This window comes from Phenylobacterium glaciei, from assembly GCF_016772415.1.
Classification (GTDB): domain Bacteria; phylum Pseudomonadota; class Alphaproteobacteria; order Caulobacterales; family Caulobacteraceae; genus Phenylobacterium; species Phenylobacterium glaciei.
This window is the reverse complement of record NZ_JAGSGD010000001.1, coordinates 1,182,572-1,206,854: the sequence shown is the minus strand read 5'-3', so window position 1 is coordinate 1,206,854 and position 24,283 is coordinate 1,182,572. Positions and strand designations below refer to the sequence as shown.

The following is a 24,283-nucleotide window of genomic DNA, read 5'->3' as shown; positions in this document are numbered from 1 at the left end:
CGCCGTGCGCTCTGCGGTGAAACGGAGATCCTGGGTCCCCGGGACAAGCCCGGGGATGACGATTGTAATTTGATATCAAGCCGCCGGCTTGATCCCCCGTGTCGCCATACAGGTGGGGAAGTAGGCCGAGCGTACGTTCGCAGGCGCGCCGCCATCGCGGTCCTCGAACATGTGGGTGAGCACGAAGCCGGCCTGGAGCTGGCCGCCGATCTGCGCCTCCAGGGTGTGGCTGAACTCCACGGTGTGGTCGCGGGCGATCAGGCGCTGCAGGTCGTCGGCCGGCAGGTGGGTGATGTCGGCATAGGGCAAGGCGTGCTTCACGATCAGCTCGCCGCGATCCTCGGCCGCGGCGTCGAAGACATAGACCATCGGGTTCATGAAGCCCGCCAGCAGCGCCCCGCCGGGCCGCAGCACCCGGTACGCCTCGCGCCACACCGGCAAGATTTCCGGGGCGAAGCAGTTGGAGACCGGGTGGAAGATCAGGGTGAAGCTGTCGTCCGCGAACGCCGACAGATCGTGCATGAAGCCCTGGCGGGTGGTGAGGACCAGGCCGTCGCGGGCGGCGACCGCCTGGTCCTGGGCCAGCTGACGCTCGGAAGCGTCAAACACCGTCACCTTCGCGCCCGCCGCCGCCAGGATCGGCCCTTGCTGGCCGCCGCCCGAGGCGAGGCCCAGGACATCCCTGCCGTCCAGGTCGCCGAACCAGTCGCGCGGCACGGGAATGTTGGGTGTCAGGAACACCGACCAGTCGCCGGCCCGCGCGCGGGCGACCACCTCAGGTGAAACCGGCCGCGTCCAGACGTCCTGTTCTTCCACGCGGCGGTCCCAGCCCTGCTGGTTGTTTCGGGAAACCTCATCGGCGTGCATCTAATCTTCCCCCAGGCTGGCGCGCGTTATAGACGATCCTTGCCCGCACCCAGGCCTGGAACGGCACGTTCGTCGCGATAAGCGCTAGGGTGAGGGAACGGGGTCACGCCGCCGGCCGGCCAACCTGTCCCAATTTGGCGCAGGCGGCGGCAGATGACGCAAAATAACGGCCAAGCTTTCGGGTCTCGCCTGAGACGCGAGTTAACCATCAGTGGCCAAATAACGCATTGAATTCCGTAGTCTAGCGTGATATCTCGTCAGTTGTATTAACAACTCCGCACTAATGCGGAGTGGGGCAAGGCCGCGAAGTTAAGCCGCGGTCAAACAGTGGGGTGTCAGGTAGCCATGCCTCTCGATACTGGCGGGGTTACAAATCTGAATTTGCGAGCGGACGGGGAACGCGATCCCGGTCTGCCGGACTCCTATATGCCCACCATGGACACCGGACCTGACATTGGCGCGGCCCTGAAGTCGGCGCGAGAGTTCCGCGGCCTGACGCTGCAGGACGTCGCTGACACCACGCGCATCCGCCGCGCCTATCTGGCCGCGATCGAAGAGATGCGCCTGGACGAGCTGCCTTCGCGTCCCTTCACCATCGGCTATGTGCGGGCCTACGCCAATGCCCTGGGCATGGACGGCGAGGCGGCGGTCGAGCGTTTCAAGCTGGACGAGCCGGCCCATGACGAGCCGCTGCGCGCGCCGGTCGGCGTGCGGCGCGACGGCGACCCGCGGGTCATGGCCATCGTCATCGTCGGCCTGCTGATCGTCGGCGCCATCATCATGTGGAATATCGCCCAACGCGCCATGAGCGAGCAGGCCCCGCCGGCCGCCACCGCGCCGGAAGCTTCCGCAATCGGCCTGCAGACCCCCGCCGCGCCCGGCGGTCCGGTGTCTCTGGGCGCGCCCCTGCCCGCGCCGGTGGAGTCCACCACGCCCACCCCCTATGAAACTCCGGGCCTGGAAGCGGCCACAGCCGGCGACGGCTCCAGCAAGGCCGCCGACGACGCCGCCAAGTTGGCCAAGGACCATCCGGAAAACGTCATCGCCGCGCCCAGCGCGCCGCTGGCCCCGACCTTCGTCGCCAACGGCCCGGTCTATGGCGCGCCGGCGGCAGGCTCCATCGTCACCCTGCAGGCTCGCAAGCCCACCTCGCTTATCGTGCGCGGCGCCGACTCGTCGGTCTATTTCGCCCGCCAGCTCGCGGCCGGGGAAGCCTATCGGGCCCCCATGCTCAAGGGCCTGACGGTGGACGTCGCCGAGCCCTCCTCGGTCCAGGTCTTCGTGGGCGGCCAGAGCAAGGGCCTGCTGCCGGCGGCCCAGACCCTGGTCTCCAAGCTCGCCGCCCCGGAATAGTCGCCCCCCAAATTTGCGGGGGAAGCCGCTTGGGATTTCACGGTGACAGGCTTATTTTGTCGGCCATGACCGCTCACGATCACACCCATCTCCGTCCGTGGCGCACCATCACGCGCCGGCCCTCACGCAAGATCCGGGTGGGTAATGTGGAGGTCGGCGGCGACGCCCCGATCACCGTGCAGTCGATGACCAACACGCTGACGGCCGACGCCAACGCCACCATCGGCCAGATCCGTCAGCTGGAGGAGGCCGGCGCCGACATCGTCCGCGTCTCCTGCCCCGACGTGGAGTCCACCGCGGCGCTCTCTACGATCGTCAAGGCCTCCAAGGTCCCGATCGTGGCCGACATCCATTTCCACTACAAACGCGGCATCGAGGCGGCCCAGGCTGGCGCGGCCTGCCTGCGGATCAATCCGGGCAATATCGGCCGGCCCGACCGGGTGCGCGACGTCATCCAGGCGGCCCGCGACCACGGCTGTTCCATGCGCATCGGCGTCAACGCCGGGAGCCTGGAGCCCCACCTGCTGGAGAAATACGGGGAGCCCTGTCCAGAGGCCATGGTGGAGAGTGCGCTCGACCACGCCCGTATCCTGCAGGACCACGACTTCCACGAGTTCAAGATCAGCGTGAAGGCCTCGGACATCTTCATGACCGTGGCCGCCTATCAGATGCTGGCCGACGCCATCGACTGTCCGCTGCACGTGGGCGTCACCGAGGCCGGCGGCCTGCGCTCGGGCACCATCAAGTCCGCCATCGGGATGGGCAACCTGCTGTGGGCCGGGATCGGCGACACCATCCGGGTCAGCCTGGCCGCCGATCCCGTCGAGGAGATCAAGGTCGGCTTCGACATGCTGAAGTCGCTGGGCCTGCGCCACCGCGGGATCAACATCATCGCCTGCCCGTCCTGCGCCCGGCAGGGCTTCAACGTCATCAAGACCGTGGAGGCCCTAGAGGCCCGCCTGGCCCACATCGCCACGCCCATGAGCCTGTCGATCATCGGCTGCGTGGTGAACGGCCCAGGCGAGGCCCTGATGACCGATGTCGGCTTCACCGGCGGTGGCAAGGGGGCGGGCATGGTCTATCTGGCCGGCAAGCCCGACCACAAGATGGACAACGACCGGATGGTCGACCACATCGTCGAACTGGTGGAGGCCAAGGCCGCCGAACTGGACGCCAAGCGCCTGGAGGCCGCCGAGTAAGCTTGGCCGCTCTTGGGCCGCTTTTGGCTTGAGTCACCGGGCGGGCGAACCCGTTCACCGATAAATGCAAAGTTGACGCCTGCGTCACCACTTGCGCGGCGGCGATAGCCTTGATTAGGTGCCGGCCACCATAAGGGAGGGACACCATGTCCGCTGACGGCAACTGGAAGATCACCATCAACTCGCCCATGGGCGCGCAGACGGTTACGGCCTCTATCACCACCAACGGCGGAACCTTCACCGGAACCACCCAGACCCCGGCCGGTGAGCAGGCCATCGAAGGCAAGGTCGACGGCGACAAGCTGACCTGGTCGACCTCGATCACCTCGCCCATGCCCATGACGCTGGAATTCGAAGCCACCGTTTCGGGCGACGCCATGTCGGGCAATGTGAAGCTCGGCGCCTTCGGCAATGCGCCGCTGACCGGCACGCGCGCCTAGGCTCTCACGAGCGTCGGAAGTTTTGAAGGGCGGGTCGACCGATGGGTCGGACCGCCCTTTTCCGTGCGCGTTCGACCGAATGTAAACCATTGTCAAAACACCCCAATTTGGGGACCGAAGGCATCGCGCTCGAGCGAGGCTTCACCATAATGGGGTTCGACAGCGGCCCTCCGCCGCTGCGGAAACCGGGGTTTGATCGTGGACACTGAACTGAAGGAACGCCTCGCCGTGCGTATGGCGATCGGGTCGATCCTCCGGGCCGTAGATATGGTCAACCGCGAGTATGGCGGGGATATCACCGCGGCCCTGGTCTTCGCCTCGGTGGTGGAGGCCAATGTCGGCCACCTGGCCACAAATCCCGAGGCCACCGCCCAACTCGCGACCGTGGTGCGCCTGCCGCCCAACGAGATGCGCCGGCCGGTGACCGGGGTCGCCCTGGCTGCGACCCTGGGCATTCCCAACGAGACGGTGCGGCGCAAGATCAAAGGCCTCATTGATGCCGGCCTGCTGGTGCGGATCGACGGCGGCCTGATCGTCCCAACCGAAATCATGGCCAGCGAGAAGATGACCCGCCTGACCCGGGCGAGCTTCATCAACCTGCGCCGCCTGTTCATCCAGCTGCGCCGGATCGGTGTCGATATGAGCGATGACGGCGCGGAGCTGGCGGAAGCGGTGGCCTAGCGATTCCGCTCATCCCGGCGAAGGCCGGGACCCAGGTCGTAGATCTCGGCCTGAGCCAACAATCCTGAATGCGGCGGATGTATCCGGGTCCCGGCTTTCGCCGGGATGAGCGGATCTCTTACAGACTCGCCGACGCTTGCACGTCGCGGGCCGCACCGCCGGCGCGCAGGAAGGCTTCGGCCTCGGCGGTGAGCGCCCAGCGGTGGGAGCCCGGGCCGAAGGGCTTGCGGAATAGGGGCCGCACGCCGCGGCTGTCGCGGTCGGATCCGGAATGGGCGTCAAAAGCGGCCACGGCGCGGGCCCGCAGGCTCAGCTGCAGCTCGCCGTCGGCCGAGCGGTTCATGGCCAGGACTTCGAGCACGCGATCACGATGCGCCGAGCCACCCAGATGCAGCAGGGCCTCGGCGATTTCGCCGACCATGGGATCCACCCCCTTGCGGGGAAGGGTCCGGCGCGGCCTTCGGTTTTCGGGCTCTAGGATCGACGGCATGGGCTGAGCATAAGCACGGCTGCGACGCCGGGGAAGCCGGCAACCCTCAGTAGGCGAACCTTGGGCGCCCAGATTGGGTGAGAGGCGAACATCTCCCTCAATGACCGTCCTTGGCGTCGGGAACCACACGCAGGGGGGCCTCTCCGGTGCGGCTCCAGCGGTCCTGTTCGAATCCCTGATCGGCCACCTGCCAGATCAGGTTCATGTAGTCGCGGGCCTGGGCCGGATCGCCCATGGGATAGAGGATGTTGACCTCCGAGCCCGGCTCCAGCTGGGAAATCCGCTTGGCCAGATCGGCGACGCCCTTCAGCAGGACACCCTTCGTCACCAGCGAATCGATCTTGGTCTTCATGCCGGTCTTCGGCGGCTGGCGGACGTACCACTCAGACTTCGGCGAGGCGGCGCCGTTGCGGCGCTCCAGTTCGGTGAGCAGGACGGCCAGCAGCATCCGGCAGTCGGCGATCAGGCCCACAGGCGAGCGGCCGGCGGCGACGCCCGTCCACACGTCTTTGAACCCCTTGGCGAAGGCCTCGGGCACCTGGTCGCTGAAGGCCGGCGGGGCGGGCTTCTTGGGGGCTTCCGGCTTGGCCGGGGCCGGGTGGACCGGACAGGTGCAGATCATCACCGGTTGCGCGAAACCGCAGCGGCAGATGGCGTGGGCCTGCGGATGCGCGTCCGCCTTGGGCGGCGTCGGATGATCACTCATCTCCGCCCTCCCCACGCGCAACGGCGCAAGACCAACCTGAACAACACGCCCCCATGATGATGGTTAACGAGCATCAAAGCGGGAGCTTGGCAAGCCGAACACCCGTCTCGGGCGAGTGACCCGCGATCAGATGTTTGGCAAGGGGGCGGAGGGGGGGTAGAGGAAGCCTCCGTTTTCTCCCCGGTGATCCCTCCGTGCGCCTTCCCCAAGCCAGACTCGACCAGGTCCTCGACCGCTTCCGCGAGATCGAGGCCCGCATGGGCGCGGCCACCGATGGCCAGGAGATCGTGCGCCTGTCCAAGGAGCACGCCGAGCTGAAGCCCGTGGCCGACGCGGTCGTGAACCTCGCCCGGGTGCGCGCCGAGGCGCCTGAACTGGAAGAGATGGCCGCGGCGGGCGATCCCGAGATGGCGGCCATGGCTCGCGACGAACTGCAGATTCTCAGCGACAAGCTGCCGGGCCTCGAGCGCGAGGTGGCCCTGCTGCTGGCCCCCAAGGACAAGGACGAAAACGCCTCGGCGATTCTCGAAGTGCGCGCCGGCACCGGCGGTGACGAGGCGGCCCTGTTCGCCGGCGACCTGTTCCGCATGTACCAGCGCTACGCCACCACCCGGGGCTGGAAGGTGGAGATCGACAGCGTCTCGGAGGGCGAGGTCGGGGGCTACAAGGAAATCATCGCCTCGGTCACCGGGGACGGCGTGTTCGGCCGCATGAAGTTCGAGAGCGGCGTCCACCGCGTGCAGCGGGTGCCCGACACCGAGGCCGGCGGCCGCATCCACACCTCGGCCGCTACCGTCGCCGTCCTGCCCGAGGTGGAGGACGTGGAGATCGACATCAACCCGTCGGACCTGCGGATCGACACCTACCGCTCGTCCGGAGCCGGCGGCCAGCACGTCAACAAGACCGACTCCGCCGTGCGCATCACCCACCTGCCCAGCGGCATCGTCGTGACCTCGTCAGAGAAGTCGCAGCACCAGAACCGCGCCCGGGCCATGAAGGTCCTGCAGGCGCGCCTGTACGACCAGCAGCGCGACGCCCTGGACACCGCCCGCGCCGACGCCCGCAAGAGCCAGGTGGGTTCCGGCGACCGCTCGGAACGCATCCGCACCTACAACTTCCCGCAGGGCCGGGTGACGGACCACCGCATCAACCTGACCCTCTACAACCTGGCCAAGGTGATGGAAGGCGAGAGCCTGGACGACGTGATCAATCCACTGATCGCCGAGGATCAGGCCGCCCGGCTGTCGGCCCTGGAAGACGAGTTCGGCTGAGGCTTGCGCAGCCGCGCCGCCGTCAGCACCTTCTCGGCCTGATCGGTCCCGTCCACCCAGACCTTGGACAGCACTTTCTTCGCATCAAAGTGGAAGGCCAGGCCCACGGTGTCGGCCATGGCCGCGCCGCGCACACCCATGGGCTGGGCCGGGCCTGTGGTGGAATCCAGCGCCGTCTGGTGCTCGATCTCGGCGTTCAGCTCGGCGCCGATCAGCACCACCATCACCGAGAACCAGATCCACATCATGAATCCGATCACCGCCCCCAGGGAGCCGTAGGTGACGTCGAAGTGGGCGACGTTGTTGACGTACCAGGAGAAGCCCAGGGAGCCCCCCAGCCAAAGCAAGGCGGCGCAGGCCCCGCCCGGGCTCACCCACCGCCAGCGGGCGCGGGCGCGGCAAGGGCCATAGCGGTAGACCATCGAGAAGGCGGTGGCCGCGAGGCCCAGGATCACCAGCCAGCGCAGGGGGACCCAGACCAGGGGGAAATCCGCCAGGCCCGCGTCCTTCAGATAGAGCGGCACCGCCACCAGGATCGCGCTGACCAGGGTCAGGAAGACCAGCAGGCCCAAGGTGAAGGCGTAGGTCATGGCTGTGCGGACCACGTAGTTGCGCTTCTCGGCCTCGTCATAGGCGATGTTCAGGCCGTCGAAGAGCGCCTTCATCCCGGCGTTGGCGCTCCAGACCGAGAGCAGCAGGCTGATGATGAAAGCCGCGCTCAGGGAGGCGTGAGGCCGGGTCGCCAGCCGCAGCATCTGATCGCCGACGATGTCGATCACCGAGGTCGGGATGACGGCGGCGAACTGGTTCAGCTGGCTCTGGACGGCCGAGACGTCGTTGAACAGGCCGTACAGCGAGACAAACACACCAATGGCCGGGAACAGGGCCAGCAGGGTGTAGAAGGTCACGCCGCCGGCCACCGCGCTCAGCCGGTCGCAGGTGATCTCGCGATAGGTGCGCCACAGCACGTCCTTCCAGCCGCGCATGGGGATGCGGTGCGGGGCGTCGGCCAGGCGACCGCGGCCGGGCTCGGCGACTTCGAAGGATTCGGGGTCAGCGTGGGCCTGGACGCTCAAGCCCGGCTTGGGCTTGGCGTTCTTCCGCGGCCAGAAGGCGGCCACGGCGGCGAGCGCCACCCAGGGCGCGGCCTGGAACGCCAGCGGCGCCAGTCCTTCCTTCGTCCATTTTTTCGAGAACAGCTTGCGCACGTTCCCCCACCCTCCCGGCGCTAAGCCACAGCTTGAACACCCAGTGGCGACGCTCGTTCCGTGCGGACGCCGCTGTGTGACCCGCAGGCTGATCCCAAGCGGCGCCATGATTGTGGCGCGGCGCCGGTTGCGCGCGGCGGGAGCTTGCGGCAACAGGGCGGGATGACCGGTCACGTCGCCGCCCTCTACCGCCACCCGATCAAGGGGTTCACGCCCGAGCGCCTGAACCAGGCGATGCTGAGCGTCGGCCAGCCCTTCCCCTGCGACCGTATGTGGGCGGTGGAGAACGGCCCCTCGGGTTTCGATCCCGCCGCGCCGGCCTTCATCCCCAAGCAGAAGTTCGCCGTGCTGATGGCCATCGCCCACGTGGCCAAGGCCCGCACCGCCTATGACGAGGCGACAGGAATCCTGCGGGCCACCGCGCAGGGCCAGCCCGACTTCGAGGGTTCGATGGCCGACGCGCCTGGCCGCGCGGCTTTCGCCGCCTGGTTGACCGCCCTGCTGGGGGACGAGGTGCGTGGCGAGCTGAAGGTCATCCAAGCGCCCGGCCACCGGTTCATAGATCACCCCCTGGGCCACGTCTCGATCATCAACCTGGCCAGCCTGCGCGACCTGGAACAGAAGATCGGCCGCCCGGTTGATCCCTTGCGGTTCCGCGCCAACCTCTATGTCGAGGGCTGGGCGCCCTGGGCGGAGATGGACTGGGTCGGCCGGGAGCTGATGCTGGGCTTCGCGCGCGCCAAGGTGTTCAAGCCCATCGTCCGCTGCGCCGCCATCCACGTGGACCCAGAAACCGCCGAGCGCGACATGGACCTGGTAAAGGCCCTGTTCGACAACTACGGCCACATGTTCTGCGGCATCTACATGCACGTCACCGACGCGGGCCAGATCACGGTGGGCGACGCCTGCACCGCCCCCCAGATGGAGCCTGTCCGATGAGCCTGACCCTGCTGCAGGCCTGGCAGAGCGCCAAGAAGCGCCTGGAAGCCGCCCGCCTGGACGGCCCGGTGATCGAGGCGCGCCTGCTGGTGGAGGCGGCCGCCGACGCCACCCGCGCCGACATCGTCGCCGATCCCTACCGCGAGCTCACGCCCGAGCAGGAGGCGACGCTCGCCGACTACCTGCAGCGCCGGGAGAACCGCGAGCCGGTCAGCCACATCCTGGGCCGCAAGGGCTTCTGGAAAATCATGCTGTCGGTGACGCCCGATGTGCTGACCCCGCGCCCCGACACCGAAACCATCATGGACGCCGTCCTGCCGGCCTTCCCCGAGGCGATGGCGTTCTCGGTGCTGGACCTGGGGGTCGGGTCGGGCGCGATCATCCTGGCGATTCTTTCGGAGCGGCCGGCCGCCAAGGGTTTGGGCATCGACGTCTCCGAGGAGGCGCTGGCGGTCGCCCGCGAGAACGCCGCCAACCTGGGCTTGGCCAGTCGCCTGGCCCTGCTGCGCGGCGACTGGACGGCGGGCCTGGGGGACGCCAGCTTCGACCTGGTGGTCTCCAATCCACCCTACATCGCCAGCCACGTCATCGAGACCCTGGAGCCGGAGGTGCGCGACCACGAACCGCGCCTGGCCCTGGACGGCGGGGCCGACGGCCTGGACCACTACCGCCTGCTGGCGCCGGAGATTTTGCGGGTGCTGAAGCCCGGCGGGATGTTCGCCGTGGAGATCGGCTTTGACCAGAAGCTGGCGGTCGAGGCGCTGTTCAAGGCGGCCGGTGCGCAGGGGGTGTCGACCATCCCGGACCTGTCGACACGCGATCGCGTTGTCACAGGCACGAAAAACCCCTTGGAAACTCGGGGCTGAATCGCTAGATCAGTTACCTGTCTCCACCCAATTCGTCGGCGCCCGGGGTTAGGCCTCCTGAAAAACAGGATCCAGCACCACACCGACAGGCGCGGCTTTTAAGTGGCGCTCGCCTCAAGACAGGGCGGATGACGGGGAACACTTACGTCTTCAACACGAATTCTCGGGTCTTCGGGACCTGAGCAAGACGAAAAGGCAAGCCCGCGCATCTCGGCATGAGCTGGAGCGCCGGCGGAACGGTTAGCGAATAATGAGAGATTTCAAGGGTATGAAGCGTCAGCGCGGTCGCAATCGCGGCGGCGGTGGTGGTGGTGGCGGCGGGAAGCCCCAGCAGCAGAACGCCAATCGGGCGTTCGATTCCAACGGGCCGGAAGGCTCGAAGGTCCGCGGCAACGCCCAGCACGTCTTCGAAAAATACCAACAGTTGGCGCGAGACGCCTCCACGGCCGGGGACCGGGTCCTCGCCGAGAACTACCTGCAGCACGCAGAACACTATTTCCGGGTCGTCCGCGCCATGCAGCCGACCCGTGCGGCCAGCGAGATTCTGGGCCGTGACCAATTCTCCTCCGGTTTCGACATCGACTTCGAAGACGAGAGCGGCGCCCAGGCCGCGGCCCAGGCCGACGCCGACGCAGCTGAAAAGGCCGACAAGGAAGAAGCAGCCGGTGAAGGCGGCGAGGCTGTCGAGGCCCGCAGCAACAACGGTTGGCAAGACCGTCCTCAGAACGAGAATCGCAGCCGCGACGACCGTCCCCGCGACCAGGACCGCAATCGCGACGACCGCCCACGCAATGACCGTCAGGACCGCAACGACCGTCCGCGCGACGATCGTCCCCGGGATGACCGGCCCCGCGACGAGCACCGCAGCCGCGATGACCGCCCCCAGGGTGAGAACCGCAACCGCGACGACCGCCCCCGCGACGATCGTCCTCGGGATGACCGGCCGCGCGAAGACCGCCCCCAGGGCGAGAACCGCCCACAGGGTGAGAACCGTAACCGCGACGACCGCCCCCGTGACGACCGTCCGCGCCGCGACCGCTGGCGCGACCGCGATGACCGCCCGCGCGAAGACCGCCCCGAGCGCGATCCGCTGGCGGTGGTCGAACCGCAGGCCGCGCCGCTTGTGCCCGCTGAAACCCGCAGCTCGCCTGTGCTGCGCGACGACGATGGCGGCGAGAGCCACGCTCCGGCCTTCCTGAAGGCCCCGACCACTCGGGCGCCCCGCGCGCCCAAGGCCGAGACCCCGGCCGCCGTCGCCTCGACCGAGGACGCGCCGGCCAAGCCCAAGCGTCGCCGCGCCCCGCGCAGCTTCGAGGGTGGTGAAGGCGGTCCGCCTTCGGAAACCGAAGACGCGTAGCGAGAAAGCCAAGGCCGGGGTCATTGATCCCGGCCTTCGCATTTGGGGCCTGCGACACCATATTCCCCTGGTTGCGGGAAACCGCGCGGACAGGTAGCCAATAGTCATGGGAACCGAGTGCCACCATGAAGACGGCGCGCATCCGGGCATCAAGGGTGTGGACCTTCGCCATGCCCTGGTATCGGCGGAGAGCCGCTGCGTGCAGGCCCAGGAGCGCCTGACCACCCCGCGCCGCCGGGTGCTGGAGCTGCTGCTGGAGGCCAACGCGCCGCTGAAGGCCTATGATCTGATCGCCGCCTTCGGCGCGCACGGGGAACCGGCCAAGCCCCCCACCGTCTACCGCGCCCTGGAATTTCTCGAACGCCTGGGCTTCGCCCACCGCATAGAGAGCCTCAACGCCTATGTCCCCTGCCGCCGCGACAAACAGGGGCACCGGGCCGCCTTCCTGATCTGCGAGTGCTGCGGCGCGGCCGAGGAGTTCGAACCCGAGCTCGACGCCCAGATCGCCGCCGCCGCGCCCGCGGGCTACGCGGTGCGCGCGGTGACGCTGGAGGCGCGCGGGCTTTGCCTGGCGTGCCAATGAGCGCCCTCCCTTCTTGATCGTCATCCCCGGGCTTGTCCCGGGGACCCATGATCTCCGCTTGCCAGCAGATCGCGCGGCCCGCGCCGCGGATCCTTTCTGAACGACGGAGATCATGGGTGGCCGGGACAAGCCCGGCCATGACGATTCAACTTTCACGGCCTCAACCGCGCCATAGCCACCGAGTCGGCATAGGCGCCGTCGCGCCAGGCGTAGTTCCGGAACAGCCCTTCCCGCTCGAATCCGAAGCGTTCGTAGAGCGCGATGGCGCGGCTGTTGTCGGACCAGACGTTGAGTTCCAGCCGCTTGAGGTTCAGCCAGTTGTCGGCCTGGCCGACCAGGCCCGCCATCAGGGCCGTGCCCGCGCCACGCCCGGCATAGGCGTCGTGCACGGCCATGCCGATGGACCCGGCGTGGACCCGACGGTTCTCAAACCGGTTGAGGCTCGCCGAGCCTATGACCTTGCCGTCGATCACCGCCACCAGGTGCAGGTCGCCCGGCGAGCCGGCGGCGGCGCGCTTTTGGCGAGCCTCCAGGCTGACGAAGGGCATCTGCAGCGTGCCCCAGATGGCGCGTGGCTGGTTCAGCAGCTCGGTCATGTCGGCCAGGTCGGCGGGCTCTCGGGCCCGGATCAGGATGTCGCTCATGTCTCTCTCCAAGATTATCGGCGGAGAGGGCCCATGAAAAAGCCCCGTCCGTTGCCGGCGGGGCTGGTGGTCTGCGGTGTGTCTCGCTCGTCCTAGCGCACAGCAGTTCCCATCAGCCCGGGCCGGGCGGTGCAAATCTGCATAAGGGTCGCTACGTGACGCATGATGTGAGACTAGCGGCTCACAAGCGCTGCTGGAAGCCATGATCGAAGTCACCCCCGACATCACCCTGAACGACGACGAGGTCCAGGAGCGGTTCATCCGCGCCGCGGGTCCCGGCGGGCAGAACGTCAACAAGGTGTCCACGGCCGTCGAGCTGCGCTTCGACGTGCGCGGTTCGCCCTCCCTGCCCAACGACGTGGCCATCCGCCTGATGAAGCTGGGCGGGCGCAAGATCACCCTGGACGGGGTGCTGGTGCTGGTGGCCATGACCCATCGGACCCAGGAGCGGAACCGGGCCGATGCGCTCGCCCGGCTGCTGGACCTGATCCGCGAGGCCGCCAAGCCGCCGCCCCCACCCCGCAAGAAGACCAAGGTCAGCAAGGCGGCCAAGGCGCGGCGGGTGGATTCCAAGGTCAAACGCGGCGGCGTCAAGGCGACCCGAGGGAAGGTTCGCGGCGACGACTGATGTCGCGGGCGCGACGAACCCCCTTGGCGCGCAGCCCTCCCCTTGCCTATGGTGGCCGGGACATGACCCCCGCTCGTCTCCTGATCATTTCCGCCGCCCTTCTTGGGCTTTCGGCCTGCGCCACCACAGCTCCGCTGGGTCCGCCGCCGCCTCCGCCGCCGGGTACGGGCGGTCCGCCGTCGGCTGGCCTGTTCCGTCCGGGCGACTTCGCCTGGTCGGCGATCCCCGGCAAGGGCCGCATCGATGGGCGCATGACCTTCCGCAGCGGTGTTGCGCGCTACACCTGCGCCGGGGCCGGCGTGGTGCTGACGCCTGAGACGCTGTGGACGCGCCGGCGGATGACCATCCTCTACAACTCGCCCGACCGCTCGGCCCTGCCGGCCGAACAGGTGCGGGCCCGCACGCCCTCGGCCCCCAACGGCGACTATTCGGCCTTCGTGCGCCGCACCACCTGCGACGCCAGCGACCACTTCAGCTTCCAGGGCCTGGCCAATGGGGCGTGGTTCGTGATCACGGTCGCCAAGCCCGTGGGCGGCGAAGGCCCGGACATGGCCATCATGCGCCGCGTGGAGATCCGCGCGGGCAAGCCGGTGGCGATCGAGCTGTAAAATCCGCTCGTCCCGGCGCAGGCCGGGATCCAGATACATCCACCGCTTTCAGGATTCCTGGCTCGGGCAGTGACTTACGACCTGGGTCCCGGCCTGCGCCGGGATGAGCGGGCTTCCGAAGCCGCGAGCGGCTTCAGAAGCGGGCTGCGCCGCGCTTCTCGGGTTCGGCCAGCTCGGAGTCGAGCATGTCGGCCACGCGCACCAGGAATTCCTGGCGACGCGCGGCGGCGGCGATGGGGTCGGGGGTGTTCTTCACCGCCTGGGACGCGTCCTTCTTGGCTTCCGAACGCAGGCGGTCGATGACGGCGGCCAGATGGCCTTCGGCCTTGCGCGCGTCCATCAGGGCGGCGTGGGAGCGGGTTTCGGTGATGCGCTTGTTGAGCTGGGCCTCGATGTCGGACCCGGCCTCGACCCGCGACGCCATGGTGGCGAAATCGCGGACGTACATCTGGATGAATTGTTCCTCGGGCATCGTGCCGACTCCTTACTGGTCTTGGAAAACGCGCGAACGTTCGCAGACGCGAACAGCAGGGGCGCGATCAGTCATGGCCCCCTATAGCACAGATCGTCAGCTTTTGCCGAACTAACCCATTACCAGGGCGTTAACCCCATCGGGACGGATACCCACAAGGGAGACACCTGATGCGCAAACTCATCACTATCGGCCTGGCCGCCATGTCCATCGCCGCCTCGATCGGCGTTGGCGCGGCGTCCGCCCAGCCAAGGCCCTACGGCGACATGGACCGAGACGGCGTTCCGAACCGCTACGACCGCGACCGTGACGGTGACGGCGTTCGCAACCGCCACGACGGGTATGACAATCGCTACGGCCGTTGGGACAACCAGTGGGGCCGCCACCCAGCTCCCCCGCCGCGTCACTGGCGCAAGCACAATGGCTGGTACGGCCATGTCCGCGCCTGCCAGATGCGCTATCGCAGCTACAGCCCGGCCCGGGACATGTACTTCACCGGCCGCAGCTGGGTCCGCTGCCGGCTCTAGGCTGGCCTGACCCTACGTAGAATCAGGCCCCGCTCAGCGATGAGCGGGGCCTTCTTCTTGAGAGCTAGTGAACCTTGGCCTTGCCGATCTGCAGGCCTTCGTCGGTGGCGCCGACCTCGATCACCGAGCCATCCTGGAAGTCGCCGGCCAGGAGCTTCTTGGCGATGGGGTCGATCAGTTCTTTCTGGATCACCCGCTTCAGCGGCCGCGCCCCGTAGACCGGGTCGTAACCGCGCTCGGCGATCCAATGGTTGGCGGCCGCGTCCAGAGCGATGGACATCCGCCGATTGGCCAGCAGCTTCTCGACCCGCTGCATCTGGATGCCGACGATGTTGTCCATCTCCGAACGACCCAGCCGCTTGAAGAGGATGATCTCGTCGATCCGGTTGAGGAACTCGGGCCGGAAGTGGCGGCGCACGACGTCCATGACCATCGGCCGTACCTCCTCGACATCCTCGCCATCGGCCTGACCGGCCAGGAATTCCGAGCCGAGGTTGGAGGTCATGATCAGGATGGTGTTGCGGAAGTCGACCGTGCGGCCCTGGCCGTCGGTCAGGCGGCCGTCGTCCAGCACCTGCAGCAGGATGTTGAAGACGTCGGGGTGAGCCTTCTCCACCTCGTCGAACAGCACGACCTGATAGGGCCGGCGGCGCACGGCCTCGGTCAGCGCCCCGCCCTCGTCATAGCCGACATAGCCGGGGGGCGCGCCGATCATGCGGCTGACCGAGTGCTTCTCCATGTACTCGCTCATGTCCATCCGGGTGATGGCGGCCTCGTCGTCGAACATGAATTCGGCCAGCGCCTTGGTCAGCTCGGTCTTGCCCACGCCCGTGGGGCCGAGGAACAGGAACGAACCAATGGGCCGGGCAGGATCCTGCAGACCCGCACGCGCGCGGCGCACGGCGTCGGAGACGGCGACCAGCGCCTCCTCCTGGCCCACCACGCGGTGGCGCAGGCTGTCTTCCATGGCCAGCAGCTTCTCGCGCTCGCCCTCCAGCATCCGCTCGACGGGAATGCCGGTCCAGCGGCTGACCACGGCCGCGATCTGTTCGGCGTCCACCACCTCGGGACTGACGGCGTCGGTGGGCTCCTGAGCCTCCTCCTCCGCCAGACGGCGTTCGAGGCCGGGGATTTCGCCATAGGCGATCTCCGAGGCGCGCTGCAGGTCACCGCGGCGCTGGGCGGCGACGAGCTCGGCCCGCAGGCGGTCGACCGCCTCGCGGAGCTGGGCGGATTGGCCGACCTTCTCTTTCTCGGCGCGCCACTTGGCGGTCATCTCCTCGGACTCGGCTTCGAGCTCGGTGAGTTCCTCCTCGAGCTTTTCGAGGCGATGCTTGGAGGCCGCGTCGGTTTCCTTGGTCAGGGCCTCGCGCTCGATCTTCAGCTGCACGACGCGGCGGTCGATCTCGTCGAGTTCCTCGGGCTTGCTGTCCACCGCCATGCGCACGCGGCTGCCGGCCTCGTCGATGAGGTCGATGGCCTTGTCGGGCAGGAAGCGGTCGGTGATGTAGCGGTGCGACAGGGTCGCGGCGGCCACGATGGCGGAGTCAGAAATCCGCACCCCGTGGTGCAGCTCGTACTTCTCCTTCAGGCCGCGCAGGATGGAGACGGTGTCCTCCACGGTCGGCTCGTCCACGAAGACCGGCTGGAAGCGGCGGGCGAGCGCCGGGTCCTTCTCCACGTGCTTGCGGTACTCATCGAGGGTGGTGGCGCCAACGCAGTGCAGTTCGCCCCGCGCCAGGGCGGGCTTCAGCAGGTTGGAGGCGTCCATCGCCCCCTCGCTCTTCCCGGCGCCCACCAGGGTGTGCATCTCGTCGATGAACAGGATGATCGAACCTTCAGCGGCGATCACCTCGTTGAGCACCGCCTTCAGGCGCTCCTCGAACTCGCCGCGATACTTCGCCCCGGCGATCAAGGCGCCCATGTCCAGGGACAGGAGCTTCTTTTCCTTCAGGCCCTCGGGCACGTCGCCATTGATGATGCGCAGGGCCAAGCCCTCGACGATGGCGGTCTTGCCGACCCCGGGTTCGCCGATCAGGACGGGGTTGTTCTTGGTGCGGCGCTGCAGGACCTGGATGGTGCGGCGGATCTCCTCGTCGCGGCCGATCACGGGATCGAGCTTGCCGTCGCGGGCGGCCTGGGTCAGGTCGCGGGCGTAGCGCTTGAGGGCGTCATAGCCCTCCTCGGCCGAAGCGCTATCGGCGGTGCGGCCCTTACGGACGGCCTTGGCGGCCTCCTCCAGGCCCGAATTCGTGGCGCCGGCGGCCGACAAGGCCTTGCCCGCCTCGCCGCCCTCCTTGGCGATGGCGATCAGCAGGCGCTCGGTGGTGACGAAGGCGTCGCCGGCCGCCTTGGCGCCGGTCTCGGCCTCGTTGAAGACCCGCGCGGTCTCCGGCGCCATATAGATCTGGCCCGAGCCGCCCTCGACGCGGGGGCGCTTGGAGAGCAGGGCGTCGGTGGCCTGTTCGACGACGTCGGGACGTCCGCCGGCGCTCTCTATCAGGGCGCGGGACAGGCCGTCCTTCTCCTCAAGCAGGACCTTGAGCAGATGTTCGGGGGCGAGTTGTTGATGGCCACGGGCCATGGCCAAGCTTTGGGCGGACTGGATCGCTTGCTTGGCGCGATCGGAATAGAGGTCGATGTTCATGAGGTCCCCTCGTAAGGCGGATTAGCGGGGCCGCCTTGATCAAGCGCAACCTCCACGCGCTCGATGTAGGTGTGGCGCTTTCGCCACACAAGAGTGGCCGCCTGGATTTCCGGCCCGTGAGGCTCGCCGCCTCACAGGCCGAGCTGGGACAGCCCGGGATGGTCGGCCGGACGCGAAGCGTCCTGCGGCCAGTGAAACAGCCGGTCGCCCGCCAGGATGGCCACATCATTGATGCTGGCGTGCCGCTCGGCCATCAGGCCGGCGGCGTCGAAGGCCCAGTTCTCATTGCCATGGGCGCGGAACCAACCCCCGTCGGCGTCGCGCCACTCGTAGGCGAACCGGACGGCGATCCTCTCGCCCGTGAAGGCCCACAGTTCCTTGATCAGCCGATACTCATGCTCCTGCGCCCACTTGCGGGTCAGGAAGTCGATGATCGCGGGGCGGCCCTGGAGAAAGCTGCTGCGGTTCCGCCAGCGGCTGTCGGGCGTGTAGGCCAGGGCGACCTTGGCCGGGTCGCGGCCGTTCCAGGCATCCTCGGCCCGGCGGACCTTCTCGGTCGCGGACGCCAGGTCGAAGGGCGGCAGGGGTGGCCGGGGGGCGTCGGGGGTGGTCATCGGCGGGCGTCCGTCAGGGCGGCGACCTGCGCGCGCAGGGCCTGGTTCTGGGTCTCGAGTTCGGCGAGCTCGCGTCGCAGCGGCGTGAGCACGGTCTCGATCTCCGGGCCGGTGAACCGGCGGGTGATATGCTGGGGACAGTTCCAGTCGAAGGCTTCCAGCGTCAGCACGAAGCCGCGTTCCGGACGACCCTTATAGTCGGGGTCCGCCAGACGGTCCGCCAGCGCAGGGTCGGCCGCCAGATCGCGGGCCTCCATATGGGCCAGGATCTTCAGCCGCGCCTGGTTGGGATAGTCCATCAGGATCAGCGACACCCGGTCGTCGGCGGCCGTATTGCCCAGGCTGATGTACTGGCGGTTCCCGCGATAGTCGGCGAATCCCAGGGTGGTTTCGTCCAGGACCTTGAGGAAGCCCACGGGCCCGCCCCGATGCTGCACATAGGGCCAGCCGCTCTCTGAGACGCTGGCCAGGTAGAAGCTGTCGCGGTCGCCGATGAAGGCGGCCTCGGACGGGGTGAACCGCTCCGACGCCCGGTCGCCATCGAAGCGCTCCCAGATCTTTCGCGCGCCGTTGGCGGTCTGGGCCGCCTGCACACTCGGGGTGGAGAGCGGGTCGAGGAATCCATAGGCCATGGGATGGAGCTCCGGATTTGGTCCATCGACGGCGACCGCCGATGGACCCAGGGATCAGGCGGCTTGAGCGAGGTCGGCGGCCAGCACAACCGGGAAATCGATCGGGGTCCGGGCGACATTGTTGAGCAGGTTGGTCAGGAAGTTCTCCGCCACCAACGCGACGATCTCCACGACCTGGGCGTCGGTGATGCCCGCGAGCCGCACGTCGGCCAGGTCGGCGTCGGCCACCTTGCCGCGAGACTGGGCGACCTTGGCGGCGAAGGCGACCATGGCGGCGGCCCTCGGGTCGGTGGAGTCGCCCTTGCGGTTCAGGGCGATCTCGCCGGCGTCCAGCTTGGCCAGGTTGAGGCCGAGATAGGTGTGGGCCGAAAGGCAGTAGTCGCAGCCGTTCACCTGGGCCACCACCAGGGCGATCCGCTCGCGGGTCTTGACGTCCAGGGTGCGGGCCAGGGCTCCGCTGAGGCCGAGCATGCCTTGCAGGACAGCGGGGCTGAGGGCGGCCAGGCGGAAGAGATTGGGTACGACGCCGAGCTGCTTCTCAACGCCGTCGAGGAAGGGTTGGGCGGCGGCGGGAGCGGCTTCACGGGCAGGAACGGCGACACGGGACATGGGGTTCTCCAAGGTTCTGGCCGGGGTGTTCCGGCGACCCGTGAAATCTCCTACATATCTTCAGATGCGATAATATATTCATTTGACAAGTCATTATTGCGAGTTACGCAATTATCTATGGATCAATTCGACGCCATGAAGGCCTTCGTCGCCGTCGCGACCTGGGGCAGTTTCGCCGAGGCGGCGCGGCGGTTGCGGATCTCGCCTTCGGCGGTGACCCGGTCGGTGGCGCAGTTGGAGGACCGGCTGGGCCTGACCCTGCTGAGCCGCACCACCCGATCGGTACGTCTGACCGAGCGGGGCCAAATCTATCTGGAGAGCAGCCGCCGGATCCTGGAGGACCTGGAGACGGGCGAGCGGCAAGCCCGGGGCGAGAACGCCGAGCCAAGGGGCGTCCTGCATGTCGCCGCCCCGATCGTCTTCGGTCGGTTGCACGTCCTGCCGATGGTCGGGCGCCTGCTGGCCGACCACCCGTCCCTCGCCGTGCGCCTGAGCCTGTCTGACCGAAATGTCCATCTGGTGGATGACGGTGTCGACGCCGCCCTGAGGATCGGGGCGTTGTCCGACAGTAGTCTGACAGCCGTAAAGCTGGGGGCTGTGAGCCGGGTGCTGGTGGCGAGCCCCGCCTATCTGGCGGCCCGAGGTTCGCCCTCGCGACCCGCCGACCTTGAGGACCATGACCTGGTCGCCTTCGAAGGCCTGGAGGCCACCGACGCGTGGCGCTTCAGCACGACGGACGTGCGGGTGACACCCCGGCTGTCGGTGAACAGCGCCGACACCGCCATCGCAGCGGCCGAGACGGGGCTGGGGATCACCCGCGCCCTCTCCTATCAGGTCACGGCGGCGATCCAGGCCGGACGCCTGGTTCCCCTGCTCCAGGCTTTCGCGCCCCCGGCCATGCCGGTGAGCGTGGTGTCGCAGGCGCGGCGGGTGGGCTCGGCCAACGTGGCGGCCTTCGTCGCCGCGGCGCGGGACCACCTGCGGAGCAATCCCCTGGCGCCAATCTAGCTCTCAAGCCTCAGGCGGAGGGCTTTTCCAGCAGCACGAACCAGGCGTGGTTGAACATGCCCTCGTCGATCACCCGGAATCCCGCCTGCTCGGCCAGGGTCCGCCATTGCGTCTTGGTGGTCAGGAACAAGGACAGGATGTTGGCCACAGCGAACATGGTCAGGCCAGGGACCCAAACCCCCATCAGGAAGCGGCCGCCGGGCTTGAGCACGCGACGGGTCTCGCACAGCGCCTTCAGCTTCTGACGCCCCAGATGGTCGTAGACGTGGGTGCTGACGGCGGCGTCGAAGTGGTTGTCGGCGAAGGCCATGTCGGTCAGGTCCCCGGTCTCCACCCGGACCTTGCCCGCGAGGCCGGCGAGCCTGAGGTTGTGGTCCAGCAGAGCACGGCCGCCATCGTCGATATAGCCGGCGTCGAAGCGGTCGAGGCCCACGACCCTGCCCTTCTTCAGGATGCGGGAAAGCGCGATCGCGGTCCGCCCGCTGCCGCAGCCGGCGTCGAGCACCAGGTCATGGTCGCTCGACAGCAGGTCCACCATGGGCAGGACCACATGATCGGTTCGGCGGAAGCAGCGCATCACCGCATTGCCCGTCAGCAGCAGGCCCGAGGCGGCCACCAGGGCGAAAGCGAGGGGCCAGGCGCCCGGATGGGTGAGTTGCAGGACAACGGCCGTGGCCAGGGCGATGAGAGCGGCGATGGCCAGGCCGTTCATCCAGCCCGGCCCCCAACCGAAGTCGTAGGTTCGCGCCGGCCGCGCGCCGCCGCCAAGCCGGCGGACCTGATCTCTGAGGCCGGCGACATAGAGGGTGCTCAGCAGGACCACCCCGCCGACGATGTGGAAGCCGGCGAACAGCAGCAGGGACTTCGACACCACCGTCAGCCTCGGAACGAAGATCATGAAGGCCAGGCCGGCGGCGACGCCGATCACGGCCATCAACCACATGTGGCTGTGCGGGTTTCGGCGGGCGGGTTCGGCGGTCATGGGCGGGCTCCGGCGGGATCAGCGGGGCCTTGCATCGCCCCGCCCTGGCCCTAACCTCTAGCGCCAGTCCGGCCTGCTGCGGCCGGACACGGCGGGGAGATTGTCCGGTTTCCGGACATCGCGCCTGCATTGTCCGGGCCGGAGGTGATCGTGGTGGATCTCGCAGACAGCCGGCCGGTCCAGCGCACCAAGGCCGCCCTGTTCGACGCCTTCGTCGAACTGGTGCTGGAGCGCCGCTACGACCAGCTAAAGGTCGCCGACATCATCGCCCGCGCGGGGGTCGGGCGCTCGACCTTCTACGAGCACTATGAGGGCAAGGACGAGCTGCTGAGGGAAGGCCTATCATCGCCCTTCGGGGTGCTGGCCGACATGCTCGGGCCGCAGCACGACGACGCGCGCCTGCTGGCGGTGGTGGAGCACTTCTGGGAGAACCGCCGGGTGGGCAACGTCCTGTTCGCCGGCCCGACCCGGCCCCTGTTGGCCAAGACCCTGGCGGGTCTCATCGAGGCGCGGCTGCGGACGCGGCCTGAGGTCCAGAACCCCGGCCTGCTGGCGGCGCAATTGGCTGGGGGACAGATGGGCCTGCTGAGCACCTGGCTGGCGGGCGCCGCGCCGGCCAGCCCGCAAGCGGTCGCCGACATGCTCCACGCCGCGGCCCAAGCCGTGGCGACGTAGCGGCCTACTGCCGCGCCATCTCCGCCTCGCCCAGCAGGTCTCCGTCCAGTTCCTGATCGGCGTCCATGGTGACGATCACCCGGCGCAGCTTGCCGGTGAAGGTGAAGGGCGCCGCGTAGGGGGCGACGGGGCTGCCCCGGTCACGGCCGATGTCCAGGCCCGACCAGGAGATGAAGGTGGCGAAGCCGATATGGGTCTTCGTCTCACCCACCACCTGGCCATCGACGGCCAGGGTGAAGGTGCGCCCGTCGGAGCCCTGGCGGCAGCGCAGGGCTAGCTTGTGCAGGCCTGCCGGAATGGCCCCGGCGGAGCTCACTGTCGCCAGTGCGCCGCCGACGTTCAGGGTGTGATGCAGCCGGCCGTCCTGGACGTAGAAGCTGTAGCCGCAGGTGGCGTCGCCATGGGAGAGCAGCACGCCCTCCGCGCCGCCGGGCGGGATGATCGCCTCGGCCTCGATGATGTAGGAGCGGCTACGTACGTCGGGGGCCACGTCGGCCGGCAGATGCCCCATGCCGGGGTGGAAGACGAAGCGCTTGCGGGCGCCGTGATAGCGCAGGGCGTTCTCGGCGAAGCGCGGGCCGAAGCGGTCGTCCAGGGGCAGGACCTTGTAGGTCTCGGCGGCCTTCCACCAGTCGGCGACCAGGGCGGCCAACTTTTCCGGCTCGGAGGCCGCCAGGTCCTTCGTCTCCGAGAAGTCGGCGTCGAGGTGGTAGAGCTCCCAGACATCGGTATCGAAGGGCGTGCCCGGAGGGTGGAAAGCCACGGCCTTCCAGCCATCCTTCCAGAGGCCCCTGTGGCCGAACATCTCGAAGTGCTGGGACTTGCTCTTGCTGGGGACTGCGGGGTCCTTCAGCGATGCGGCGAAGCTGACGCCCTCCAGCGGCATCTGCGGGACGCCGGCGATCACCGTGGGCGGCTCGATCCCCAGGATGTCCAGCAGGGTCGGGGTGAAGTCGCTGACATGGGCGAACTGGGTGCGAAGCTCGCCGCGCGCGGCCAGGCCGTTCTTCCAGCTGATCACCAGGGGATCGCGGATGCCGCCGCCGTGGGTGTTCTGCTTGTAGCGGCGCAGCGGGGTGTTGGAGGCCATGGCCCAGCCCTGCGGGAAGTTGGAATGGCTGTCGGGGCCGCCGATGTCGTCCAGCCGGGCCAGCTTCTCGGCCATGGGCTCGAACTTCAGATTGTAGGGGCCCATGGCGTTGACCATGCCCAGGGGTCCGCCCTCCTGGCTGGCGCCATTGTCGGACATGACGACGATCAGGGTGTCGTCCTTGATCCCGGCCTCTTCGAGGAAGGCCACCAGCCGGGCGATGTGGCGGTCGGCATGGTCGAGCATGCCGGCGAAAGCGCTCTGCAGGCGGGTGAAGACACGCTTATCGTCGGGCAGGCAGTCGTCCCAGGCGCGAATGCCGTCGTTGCGGTCGGGCATGGCGGTGTCGGCGGGCACAATCCCCATGGCCTTCTGGCGGGCCAGGCGCTGTTCGCGCTCCACGTCCCAGCCGTGTTCGAAGAGCGGATCGTAGCTCTTGATGATCTCCTGCGGCGCCTGGTGCGGGGCGTGGCAGGCGGCGGGCGCCAGCCACAGCAGCCAAGGCTTGTCGGGCGCATCGGCCTGATGGTCGGCGATGAAGCGGATCGACTGGTCCACCAGATCGGCGGTGAGGTGATAGCCCTCGGCGTAGCTCGTGGGCTGCTCGATAGGTGTGTTGTCGCGCACCAACTCGGGAGCGAACTGGTCGGTCTCGGCGTCCATGAAGCCGTAGAAGCGGTCGAAGCCACGGCCCAGGGGCCAGCCGTCGAAGGGGCCCGAGGGCCCCGTCTCGGTCAGCGGCGTCGCATGCCACTTGCCCACCATGTAGGTCGAGTAGCCATGGGGTTTCAGCATCTCCGGCAGGGTCCCGGCCTCGCGGGCGATCTTGCCGCGATAGCCGGGGAAGCCTGAGTCGAAGTTCGACAGGCAACCCATCCCCACCGAGTGGTGGTTGCGCCCGGTCAGCAGCGCCGCCCGGGTCGTCGAGCACATGGCCGTGGTGTGGAAGCCTGTATAGCGCAGGCCGTCGGCGGCCAGCGCATCGATGGTCGGCGTCTTGATGGGCGAGCCATAGCAGCCGAAGTCGGAAAAGCCGACATCGTCGAACAGCACCACCAGGATGTTGGGCGCGCCCTTCGGCGGCGTCGGCGCGGGCGGCCAGTAAGGCGTGGAGTCCGCCAGGGTCGCCCCGATCTTCGCAGCCATGCCATCCTCCCGAAAACTACTGGCAGGAGAGATGCCAGTTT

At 68.1% G+C, this 24,283-nt stretch carries 26 protein-coding genes; 14 read left to right on the top strand and 12 right to left on the bottom strand.

All coding sequences use genetic code 11. The features are described 5' to 3' along the window. Window positions 1-75: 75 nt before the first annotated feature. Window positions 76-867, bottom strand: coding sequence for a class I SAM-dependent methyltransferase (locus tag JKL49_RS05790; RefSeq protein ID WP_215338919.1), 792 nt, complete (start codon window positions 865-867; stop codon window positions 76-78). Between the two features lie 426 nt (window positions 868-1,293). On the opposite strand from JKL49_RS05790, the gene JKL49_RS05785 reads away from it, so the two are divergent. The 4 genes from JKL49_RS05785 to JKL49_RS05770 all read left to right on the top strand — a co-directional run bounded on the left by JKL49_RS05785 (window position 1,294) and on the right by JKL49_RS05770 (window position 4,540). Then, window positions 1,294-2,220 carry a helix-turn-helix domain-containing protein gene (locus JKL49_RS05785; RefSeq protein ID WP_249778036.1) on the top strand — a complete coding sequence of 309 codons (927 nt, stop codon included), beginning with the start codon at window positions 1,294-1,296 and terminating at the stop codon, window positions 2,218-2,220. A gap of 65 nt (window positions 2,221-2,285) precedes the next feature. Next, a complete protein-coding gene (gene ispG, locus JKL49_RS05780) occupies window positions 2,286-3,419 on the top strand; it encodes a flavodoxin-dependent (E)-4-hydroxy-3-methylbut-2-enyl-diphosphate synthase (protein WP_215338915.1) in 1,134 nt (377 codons plus the stop codon). Window positions 3,420-3,565: 146 nt separating this feature from the next. Then, entirely contained in the window at window positions 3,566-3,859 is a 294-nt protein-coding gene (locus JKL49_RS05775; protein ID WP_215338913.1) for a hypothetical protein, read from the top strand. Window positions 3,860-4,057: 198 nt separating this feature from the next. Beyond that, window positions 4,058-4,540: a hypothetical protein gene (locus tag JKL49_RS05770; RefSeq protein WP_215338912.1), complete on the top strand. Its 483-nt coding sequence runs from the start codon at window positions 4,058-4,060 to the stop codon at window positions 4,538-4,540. A 118-nt stretch (window positions 4,541-4,658) separates the two neighbouring features. Here the strand turns inward: JKL49_RS05770 and JKL49_RS05765 are convergent, their stop codons facing one another. Beyond that, on the bottom strand, window positions 4,659-4,961 hold the full coding sequence (locus JKL49_RS05765) for a hypothetical protein (RefSeq protein WP_215338911.1): 303 nt from the start codon (window positions 4,959-4,961) through the stop codon (window positions 4,659-4,661). 166 nt (window positions 4,962-5,127) lie between these two features. Next, on the bottom strand, window positions 5,128-5,736 hold the full coding sequence (locus JKL49_RS05760; protein WP_215338909.1) for a hypothetical protein: 609 nt from the start codon (window positions 5,734-5,736) through the stop codon (window positions 5,128-5,130). Between the two features lie 194 nt (window positions 5,737-5,930). On the opposite strand from JKL49_RS05760, the gene prfA reads away from it, so the two are divergent. Continuing rightward, window positions 5,931-7,007, top strand: coding sequence for a peptide chain release factor 1 (gene prfA, locus JKL49_RS05755; RefSeq protein WP_215338907.1), 1,077 nt, complete (start codon window positions 5,931-5,933; stop codon window positions 7,005-7,007). On the opposite strand, the gene JKL49_RS05750 is transcribed toward prfA, so the two are convergent. Further along, complete coding sequence (locus JKL49_RS05750; protein WP_347340358.1) at window positions 6,965-8,215, bottom strand: YihY/virulence factor BrkB family protein; 1,251 nt, start codon at window positions 8,213-8,215, stop codon at window positions 6,965-6,967. The two genes, prfA and JKL49_RS05750, sit on opposite strands and share 43 nt — an antisense overlap. A gap of 162 nt (window positions 8,216-8,377) precedes the next feature. On the opposite strand from JKL49_RS05750, the gene JKL49_RS05745 reads away from it, so the two are divergent. The 4 genes from JKL49_RS05745 (at window position 8,378) to JKL49_RS05730 (ending at window position 11,960) form a co-directional block, all read left to right on the top strand. Then, the gene (locus JKL49_RS05745) at window positions 8,378-9,154 is read left to right on the top strand and encodes an MOSC domain-containing protein (RefSeq protein WP_215338905.1); all 777 of its coding nucleotides are present in this window, start codon (window positions 8,378-8,380) and stop codon (window positions 9,152-9,154) included. Further along, on the top strand, window positions 9,151-10,020 hold the full coding sequence (gene prmC / locus JKL49_RS05740; protein ID WP_215338903.1) for a peptide chain release factor N(5)-glutamine methyltransferase: 870 nt from the start codon (window positions 9,151-9,153) through the stop codon (window positions 10,018-10,020). The genes JKL49_RS05745 and prmC overlap by 4 nt, the downstream gene beginning before the upstream one ends. 268 nt (window positions 10,021-10,288) lie before the next feature. Next, window positions 10,289-11,377: a DUF4167 domain-containing protein gene (locus JKL49_RS05735; RefSeq protein ID WP_249778035.1), complete on the top strand. Its 1,089-nt coding sequence runs from the start codon at window positions 10,289-10,291 to the stop codon at window positions 11,375-11,377. A gap of 106 nt (window positions 11,378-11,483) precedes the next feature. Beyond that, the gene (locus JKL49_RS05730; RefSeq protein ID WP_215338899.1) at window positions 11,484-11,960 is read left to right on the top strand and encodes a Fur family transcriptional regulator; all 477 of its coding nucleotides are present in this window, start codon (window positions 11,484-11,486) and stop codon (window positions 11,958-11,960) included. A 152-nt stretch (window positions 11,961-12,112) separates the two neighbouring features. Here the strand turns inward: JKL49_RS05730 and JKL49_RS05725 are convergent, their stop codons facing one another. Next, window positions 12,113-12,604 (bottom strand): GNAT family N-acetyltransferase, encoded by a 492-nt coding sequence (locus JKL49_RS05725; protein WP_215338897.1) that lies wholly within the window; start codon window positions 12,602-12,604, stop codon window positions 12,113-12,115. Window positions 12,605-12,806: 202 nt separating this feature from the next. Here JKL49_RS05725 and arfB point away from each other — a divergent pair, with 202 nt between their 5' ends. After that, window positions 12,807-13,232 carry an alternative ribosome rescue aminoacyl-tRNA hydrolase ArfB gene (gene arfB / locus JKL49_RS05720; protein ID WP_215338895.1) on the top strand — a complete coding sequence of 142 codons (426 nt, stop codon included), beginning with the start codon at window positions 12,807-12,809 and terminating at the stop codon, window positions 13,230-13,232. Window positions 13,233-13,294: 62 nt separating this feature from the next. After that, window positions 13,295-13,840 carry a hypothetical protein gene (locus JKL49_RS05715; protein WP_215338893.1) on the top strand — a complete coding sequence of 182 codons (546 nt, stop codon included), beginning with the start codon at window positions 13,295-13,297 and terminating at the stop codon, window positions 13,838-13,840. A 133-nt stretch (window positions 13,841-13,973) separates the two neighbouring features. Here JKL49_RS05715 and JKL49_RS05710 read toward each other — a convergent pair whose 3' ends face one another. Continuing rightward, a complete protein-coding gene (locus JKL49_RS05710; RefSeq protein WP_215338891.1) occupies window positions 13,974-14,312 on the bottom strand; it encodes a hypothetical protein in 339 nt (112 codons plus the stop codon). 170 nt (window positions 14,313-14,482) lie between these two features. Here JKL49_RS05710 and JKL49_RS05705 point away from each other — a divergent pair, with 170 nt between their 5' ends. Next, window positions 14,483-14,839, top strand: a complete 357-nt coding sequence (locus JKL49_RS05705) for a BA14K family protein (protein WP_215338889.1) — start codon at window positions 14,483-14,485, stop codon at window positions 14,837-14,839. Between the two features lie 64 nt (window positions 14,840-14,903). On the opposite strand, the gene clpB is transcribed toward JKL49_RS05705, so the two are convergent. The 4 genes from clpB to JKL49_RS05685 form a co-directional block, all read right to left on the bottom strand. Beyond that, window positions 14,904-17,486, bottom strand: a complete 2,583-nt coding sequence (gene clpB / locus JKL49_RS05700; protein ID WP_215338887.1) for an ATP-dependent chaperone ClpB — start codon at window positions 17,484-17,486, stop codon at window positions 14,904-14,906. Between the two features lie 131 nt (window positions 17,487-17,617). Next, complete coding sequence (locus JKL49_RS05695) at window positions 17,618-18,100, bottom strand: nuclear transport factor 2 family protein (RefSeq protein WP_215338885.1); 483 nt, start codon at window positions 18,098-18,100, stop codon at window positions 17,618-17,620. After that, window positions 18,097-18,732: a pyridoxamine 5'-phosphate oxidase family protein gene (locus JKL49_RS05690; RefSeq protein WP_215338883.1), complete on the bottom strand. Its 636-nt coding sequence runs from the start codon at window positions 18,730-18,732 to the stop codon at window positions 18,097-18,099. Before JKL49_RS05690 ends, JKL49_RS05695 begins: the two co-directional genes overlap by 4 nt. Window positions 18,733-18,786: 54 nt before the next feature. Further along, window positions 18,787-19,341, bottom strand: coding sequence for a carboxymuconolactone decarboxylase family protein (locus JKL49_RS05685; RefSeq protein ID WP_215338881.1), 555 nt, complete (start codon window positions 19,339-19,341; stop codon window positions 18,787-18,789). Between the two features lie 117 nt (window positions 19,342-19,458). Here JKL49_RS05685 and JKL49_RS05680 point away from each other — a divergent pair, with 117 nt between their 5' ends. After that, on the top strand, window positions 19,459-20,349 hold the full coding sequence (locus JKL49_RS05680) for a LysR family transcriptional regulator (protein WP_215338879.1): 891 nt from the start codon (window positions 19,459-19,461) through the stop codon (window positions 20,347-20,349). Between the two features lie 10 nt (window positions 20,350-20,359). Here the strand turns inward: JKL49_RS05680 and JKL49_RS05675 are convergent, their stop codons facing one another. Next, window positions 20,360-21,331 (bottom strand): class I SAM-dependent methyltransferase, encoded by a 972-nt coding sequence (locus tag JKL49_RS05675; protein ID WP_215338877.1) that lies wholly within the window; start codon window positions 21,329-21,331, stop codon window positions 20,360-20,362. 153 nt (window positions 21,332-21,484) lie between these two features. Here JKL49_RS05675 and JKL49_RS05670 point away from each other — a divergent pair, with 153 nt between their 5' ends. Further along, a complete protein-coding gene (locus JKL49_RS05670; RefSeq protein ID WP_215338875.1) occupies window positions 21,485-22,006 on the top strand; it encodes a TetR/AcrR family transcriptional regulator in 522 nt (173 codons plus the stop codon). Window positions 22,007-22,010: 4 nt separating this feature from the next. Here JKL49_RS05670 and JKL49_RS05665 read toward each other — a convergent pair whose 3' ends face one another. Further along, on the bottom strand, window positions 22,011-24,242 hold the full coding sequence (locus JKL49_RS05665) for an arylsulfatase (protein WP_215338873.1): 2,232 nt from the start codon (window positions 24,240-24,242) through the stop codon (window positions 22,011-22,013). Window positions 24,243-24,283 lie beyond the last annotated feature (41 nt).